5 protein-coding genes are annotated in these 7,009 nt (G+C 42.4%); 3 read left to right on the plus strand and 2 right to left on the minus strand.

Features of this window, described 5'->3' with window-relative positions; translation table 11 throughout:
- Positions 1-56 precede the first annotated feature (56 nt).
- Together TY87_RS20485 and TY87_RS20490 are read right to left on the minus strand one after the other, a co-directional pair.
- Positions 57-1,781 (minus strand): proline--tRNA ligase, encoded by a 1,725-nt coding sequence (locus TY87_RS20485; protein ID WP_072841961.1) that lies wholly within the window; start codon positions 1,779-1,781, stop codon positions 57-59.
- 72 nt (positions 1,782-1,853) lie between these two features.
- Positions 1,854-2,723 (minus strand): SMP-30/gluconolactonase/LRE family protein, encoded by an 870-nt coding sequence (locus TY87_RS20490; RefSeq protein WP_100188477.1) that lies wholly within the window; start codon positions 2,721-2,723, stop codon positions 1,854-1,856.
- A gap of 85 nt (positions 2,724-2,808) precedes the next feature.
- Between TY87_RS20490 and TY87_RS20495 the strand changes: the two genes are divergently transcribed.
- The 3 genes from TY87_RS20495 to TY87_RS20505 all read left to right on the plus strand — a co-directional run bounded on the left by TY87_RS20495 (position 2,809) and on the right by TY87_RS20505 (position 6,700).
- Positions 2,809-3,252 carry an HIT domain-containing protein gene (locus TY87_RS20495; RefSeq protein WP_072841965.1) on the plus strand — a complete coding sequence of 148 codons (444 nt, stop codon included), beginning with the start codon at positions 2,809-2,811 and terminating at the stop codon, positions 3,250-3,252.
- Between the two features lie 63 nt (positions 3,253-3,315).
- Positions 3,316-5,019 (plus strand): DUF2786 domain-containing protein, encoded by a 1,704-nt coding sequence (locus TY87_RS20500; protein ID WP_100188478.1) that lies wholly within the window; start codon positions 3,316-3,318, stop codon positions 5,017-5,019.
- A gap of 163 nt (positions 5,020-5,182) precedes the next feature.
- Positions 5,183-6,700 carry a fumarate hydratase gene (locus TY87_RS20505; protein WP_100188479.1) on the plus strand — a complete coding sequence of 506 codons (1,518 nt, stop codon included), beginning with the start codon at positions 5,183-5,185 and terminating at the stop codon, positions 6,698-6,700.
- The last annotated feature ends 309 nt before the right edge of the window (positions 6,701-7,009 follow it).

Genomic DNA, 7,009 nt, shown 5'->3' on the forward strand with positions numbered 1-7,009 from the left:
GATCTCTGGTATAAAAAGCCTGACAGAAGGAACTGCTTCCGTCAGGCTTGGTAGTCTTATTTTTTGCTTAAGATAAAATCGATAGCGTCGGCAATAGCAATGTCTTCGTTCTCGCCAGCTTTACGGTATTTGTATTCTAATGTGCCTTTTTCTAGTCCTTTATCGCCAACAACTAAACGATGCGGGATGCCTAGTAGTTCGCAATCTGCGAATTTAACGCCTGGACGTTCTTTGCGATCATCTAGTAATACATCTAAGCCTTTTGCTTTTAATTCAGCGTATAGGCGGTCACATTCTGTGCGTACTGCTTCGGATTTGTCGTAGTTCATCGCAACAATAGCAATATCGAATGGTGCGATGCTTTCTGGCCACAAAATGCCTTTTTCATCGAAGTTTTGTTCGATTGCTGCTGCGACGATACGAGAAACGCCAATACCATAACAGCCCATGTGCATGACTTGCGCTTTACCATTTTCATCTAAAACGGTGGCTTTTAGTGCTTCAGCATATTGTTGGCCAAGTTGGAAAATGTGACCCACTTCGATGCCGCGTTTAATTATGATAGTGCCTTGTCCGTCTGGAGAAGGGTCACCTTCAACAACGTTGCGGATATCTGCAATTTCAAATGCCGCACAGTCACGTTCCCAGTTCAAACCGATAAAGTGGTAGTCGTCTTTGTTTGCACCAGCGCAGAAGTCAGACATAACGGCTGCTGAGCGATCTGCGATAACGCGAACGCCTTTTTCAGCTAGACCTTTTGGTCCAATGGAGCCAGGTGCACAGCCAATTTTTGCGATGATGTCAGCTTCATCGGCGAATTCAAAAGGAGACACGATACCAGGCAGTTTTTCCACTTTGATTTCGTTGATGTTGTGATCGCCACGCAACACAAGAGCGACGATAGTTGGTTGCTCGTTTTCGTCAACGGCTTTCACAAGCATGGTTTTCACTGTGCTGGTGACGTCTAATTTTAAAAACTCAGCGACTTTTTGAATTGTTTTACAATCTGGAGTAAATACTTCCGCGATGTTTTGTGTTGGTGTGTCGGCTTTTTCTTTTAGGCAAACGGCTTCTGCAAGCTCGATATTAGCAGCAAAGTCAGATGAATCACTGAAAGCAATATCATCTTCACCAGAGTCGGCCAATACATGGAATTCGTGTGAATATGCGCCACCAATACTGCCTGTATCTGCGCGAACTGGGCGGTAGTTAAGGCCAATGCGATCAAATACATTGCAATAAGCTTGGTGCATTACATCATAGGTTTGTTGGAGTGATTCAGCGCCAACATGGAAGGAGTACGCATCTTTCATGCAGAATTCGCGTGAACGCATTACACCAAAGCGAGGGCGAACTTCGTCACGAAATTTTGTTTGAATTTGAAAGAAATTCATTGGTAGCTGTTTGTAGCTAGTCAGTTCGTTGCGCGCAAGTTCTGTGATGACTTCTTCGTGGGTTGGGCCAAGGCAATATTCGCGACCGTGGCGGTCTTGCAGACGTAGTAGTTCTGGACCATATTTCTGCCAGCGTCCTGTTTCTTGCCATAATTCTGCAGGTTGAACGCCTGGCATCATGACTTCAAGAGAGCCTGCTTTTTCCATTTCGTCGCGAACAATGCTCTCGACTTTGCGGAAGACTTTAAGACCTGTAGGTAGCCAAGTGTACAAACCTTTTGAAATTTGGCGAATCATGCCTGCACGAACCATTAGCTGGTGGCTGGTGACGACTGCGTCAGTTGGTGCATCACGTAGGGTAGAGAATAAATAGTTGCTTGCGCGCATAATAATATCAGTACTTTAAAGTTGAGTGATTAAAGTTAAATTGCAAAAAAACATCAAATTACAAAAAAAGCCTTAGCCTGCAAAACGCGGCTCAATCTGGCCTTTTACGTTCGTTTCAAGGGCAAAAATTCCGCCTGCTTGAGGGAATTGTTTCAGCTCTTCATCTGTTTGTGCGCCACGGCAAGTACTCACAAATAGTGTTGTCATTTCTGGTCCACCAAAGGCAACCATGGTTGGGTACGTTGCAGGAACAGGATATTCCTCTAAAATTTCACCCTGTGGGCTAATTTTTACAACGCGCTGTCCTTGATAAAGAGCAGACCAGTAATTTCCATCACTATCAACGGCAGCACCATCTGGGCGACCGTTGCCGTGTGGAAATTGAATGAAAACGCGTTTGTTGCTTGCGGTGCCGTTTTCTAAGTCATAATCAAATTGATAAACAACATGATTCGGAGTATCCGAATAATACATAATGGTGTTATCAGGGGAAAATGCTAAACCATTAGATGTCCAAGCGGCTTGATCAATCAGGTTTTCTTTGCCACCGCTGAATTGATGTAATGCTCCATTGAAGGCATCTTTTGGAGAGTACATTGTGCCAGCTAGGAAACGACCTTTAGCATCACAGCGTCCATCGTTAAAGCGGGTTGTTCTTTGATCGTAAGTGGCAAGCCAATAAGGCTTTAAATCAGCATTTATGTGTTCAAACGTAAAGACACCTGAACGGAAGGCAGCGATAAAACCACCGTTTTCAACTAGTGAGAAGCAGCCGATTTCTTCGTCGAATTCGCGACTTGTTAGTTTTTTTGTTTTTGTGTTGTAAGCGTATAGTATGAAAGAATCTATATCGACAAAATAGAGCGTTTGAGTGCGCTCGTCCCAACGAGGACATTCGGCTAATTTTGCTTGTGCATCCACGGCACATTGCATATCAGTCATGCGGGCTCCAAGTCTCTGAGAGTTTTTAAAAATAGGGTGCTATAGTGCTTATGAAAGCCTTTTTTGTAAATAGGAAGATGTAAAGATGTTTGAGTTAAATCCTGTGTTAGGTCGTGATTCTATTCTTGTTGGACACTTTTCATTGTGCCAGTTGCGTCTTATAAATGATGCTCAGTTTCCTTGGTTTATACTTGTTCCGCAAAGAAATGACATTACTGAAATATATCAACTTGTAGAAGAGGATCGTCAGCAACTTATGGCAGAAAGTTGCCTGTTGGCGGAAACTCTTCATGATGCCTTTTCCGCAACTAAACTGAATGTTGCCGCTATAGGCAATCAGGTGCCGCAATTGCATATACATCATATAGTTCGTTATAAGACTGATCCTTGCTGGCCTAGTCCTATTTGGGGGAAATTGGATGCTATTCCTTATTCAAAAGAAGACTTGGCTGAGATTTTGCAGAAGGTTCATTCATTGCTAAGTGATGATTTAACGCTGCCTAGCGATGGGGCTGAACTTTACTATTGAGAAAAAGCCCTGAATTTGTATTCTATACTGAGTGAAATTTAGCCAACTTGGAAAGCGTGTTTTATGAGCATAAGCAAAAGGAAGAAGGCCATACAGAAAGTTGTTAAATTATTGAATTTAGCAACCTCTACTAATTCAAGTGAATCAGTAATGGCTTTGCGTCATGCGGAGTCGCTGATTAGGCAATATCAGGTTGCTCAACGAGAGCTACCTATTTTGCAGTTGTGTGACCGAGCTATGCTTTACCGCGTGAGTTGGGGTGGGGCGATTCCGCGATATCAAAAAGAAGTCGTTGTAAAATCATCCTCCGAAGGGTCTGTGTATCATCGTCGTTTCAGTGAAAAAGATAACGATCCTAGTCGAGCGTATGAATCTGCTCGTACTATTCTTGATGATATGGATTTATCTAGTTTTCACGATACTGATAATTCACCTCATGATTCATTTTTGGCAGATAATGAAAATGTTGATAACGAAAAGGTGTGCGTTAGTAATGACGATCAAATGACTTTTTGTGTGGATGCTCAAGCTGAAGAAGTTGAGTCGAATTTTGAATTAGATGGCAATAATGTCGGTGAAAATAGCATGACAGCGGAAAGTGTAATGGAAGATGTGGTTATGGCGGCAGCGTCTGTTGCTAACGAAAATGGACAGGATGGCTCTGCTAGCTATACCTCCAGTGATAATGTTATTAATGCCACTAAAGCTTTCCGTCCAGATAATCATGGATTTACTGAAACTCTTAAAACGCAATATGCGACGAGCGATCCAAATGTGCCATTCATAGAGGATGGTTACTGGTCAAAAGTTTATGAAAAACTTGCTGATTTTGATGAAACCAAAATCCAAGCGGATATAGAGACTTTAGATAAGCAGCTTCTATTGGCTCAGGAAAATCTGCAGCTTAAAAAGCAGAAACGTTATGAGCACGAACAAGGTGAATTGCAGGAGCGTGCCGAGCGTGCGCGAATTGAGCAAAGCTTTGAAGAAGCTATTGAACGAGCTTTTCAGGCTAGAGCAAAATCTTATGAAGCTTGGGAAAATAGTTGCACCAAAATCCGTATGGCTCGTTTAAGAGATGAGCAAGAAGCAGTTCAAGGATACGATGCAGTTAGTCATGCTTTGGTGAAAAACAAAGAGTCTCTTAAGCAGCACCTACAGCGCAAAGAAGATTATCGGGCTGCCAAAATAATGCATGAGTTGCGCCGTCATCTTGTGCTCGCGGTATCTGTTGGTGAGGATGCTACGGCATCTTATGAAAAAGTTATTGATATTATGTCTCAGAATGGTCTTTCTCTTAAAGATTTAGAGTTCTCAGATATTAAAAATAAGAGCTTGTTTATTCGTTTGTTAGAACGTGAGTCTGCGCTAATTTCTGATGTGCATGCAAGAGAAGTGCACACTGAAGAGATGTTAGATAAATTTTTAACCTCTAATTTAGCAAAAAAAGAATCACGAGCATCTGAAAATCCGATCCAACATATTCAGCGTTTGTTGATTGCTGCGAGCGAGGGTGGCCAGTTCGAGACTCAGAAGAATTTAGAGCAAGTTATTTACTTGATGGAGACTAATGATATAGGTGTTAGGGATATTGGTTATGGCTTCATTAAAAAATATTCTGTCTTTATTCGTCTGATCAACTGGGAAGCTGAGCGTATTGCGTCTTTACCTGAGAGGGAAAAATTTACTGCTCAAATTTTAGAAGAGTATATCCAGCACTCTGTGCAGAAGCCAAAATCTGATAGAGAGCAAAAAGCAAATCGTTAAGCTATTTGCCTAAAAGAACTAACCTTTTATTATTTATACCCCTCATTCATTCAATTGATGAGGGGTATATTTTTTTAAAACCCACCATAAAGCTTTCTTTGCAAGGCTGCATCTTTTACCATTTCGTTTTCGATTCAATCGTAATACTCAGCAGGAGAGAAGCATGAGCATTATTAAAGAAGATGATCTGATTGATAGCGTTGCAGACGCATTGCAGTTTATCTCTTATTATCACCCTCTGGACTTCGTAAAAGCAGTGCATGAAGCGTACGAGCGAGAAGAGAGTAAGGCCGCGAAAGATTCGATGGCGCAAATTCTCATTAATTCTCGTATGTGTGCTGAAGGTAAGCGTCCAATTTGTCAGGACACTGGTATTGTTACTGTCTTTATTAAAATTGGCATGAATGTTCAGTGGGAAAGTACAAGAAGTGTCGCTGATATGATTAATGAAGGCGTGCGTCGAGCTTATCTCCATCCAGATAATGTGTTGCGTGCCTCTATTCTTGCCGATCCTGCTGGAGCTCGTAAAAACACCAAAGACAATACGCCTGCTGTGATTCATATGGAGGTTGTACCTGGTGATACGGTTGAGGTTCATGTTGCTGCTAAGGGTGGCGGTTCTGAAAACAAATCCAAATTGGCGATGCTTAACCCTTCCGATGATATCGTTGAATGGGTTAAGAAAACGGTTCCAACGATGGGGGCTGGCTGGTGTCCTCCAGGAATGCTCGGTATAGGTATTGGTGGTACAGCAGAGAAAGCCATGGTTATGGCGAAAGAATCTTTGATGGAGCCGATTGATATTCATGAGTTGAAAGCCCGCGGGCCACAAACACGTGTTGAAGAGCTTCGTTTGGCTATTTTTGATGCGGTTAATAATCTAGGTATTGGTGCACAGGGTCTAGGTGGTTTAACGACTGTTCTTGATGTGAAAATCATGGATTACCCAACTCATGCGGCGTCTTTGCCTGTTGCTATGATTCCTAACTGTGCTGCTACGCGTCACGCACATTTCGTGCTTGATGGTTCTGGTCCAGCAGATTTGGTGCCACCTTCGTTAGATGATTGGCCGGAAATTACTTGGGAAGTGGGGGAAAGTGTTCGTCGAGTTGATTTGAATACAATTACACCTGAGCAAGTAAAAGAGTGGCAGCCTGGTGAAACCGTTTTGTTAAACGGTAAAATGCTAACGGGTCGTGATGCCGCTCATAAGAAAATGGTTGAGATGATCGCTAACGGCGAAGAGCTTCCTGTTGATCTTAAAGGTCGCTTTATTTATTACGTTGGGCCTGTTGATCCAGTGAGAGATGAGGCTGTAGGACCTGCTGGACCAACTACTGCGACACGAATGGACAAATTTACCCGCACGATTCTGGATAAAACGGGTCTGCTTGGTATGATTGGTAAATCTGAGCGTGGTCCTGTTGCAATTGAAGCGATCAAAGAATTTGGTGCGGTTTACCTAATGGCAGTAGGTGGTGCGGCTTATTTGGTTTCTAAAGCAATCAAGAAAGCAGATGTTGTTGCCTTTCCTGAGCTAGGTATGGAGGCTATCTATGAATTTGATGTGGTTGATATGCCTGTAACAGTTGCAGTTGATACGTTAGGTACATCTGTACACATCACAGGGCCTGCCGAATGGAAAGCCAGAATCGAAGCGCAAGCACTCGAAATTAAGTAATTGATCTTTGATTATTTAAGAAAAGTCACTGTATTTTACAATACAGTGACTTTTTTGTTTAAAAACGGTTGCATGGATAAAAATATTCTGTACTATACACGACCTCAGCCGCACATCATGTGTGGTGACGCTCTTTAAAATAGATAATCAGATAATTTGTGTGGGCGCTCGCTGGAGGCTTCAGAAGATCATCGCAGACCGGTTTTACCGAGATGTAGTTGATCAAAAAAATTGAAGTCTTGCGAAACGTCTAACACATCAATTCGCTTTATGTTGGCTTGTTGTTCTTCGGGATGATGAGTCGATTAA

It is taken from the genome of Marinomonas sp. BSi20584, assembly GCF_002792415.1.
GTDB classification, from domain to species: domain Bacteria; phylum Pseudomonadota; class Gammaproteobacteria; order Pseudomonadales; family Marinomonadaceae; genus Marinomonas; species Marinomonas polaris.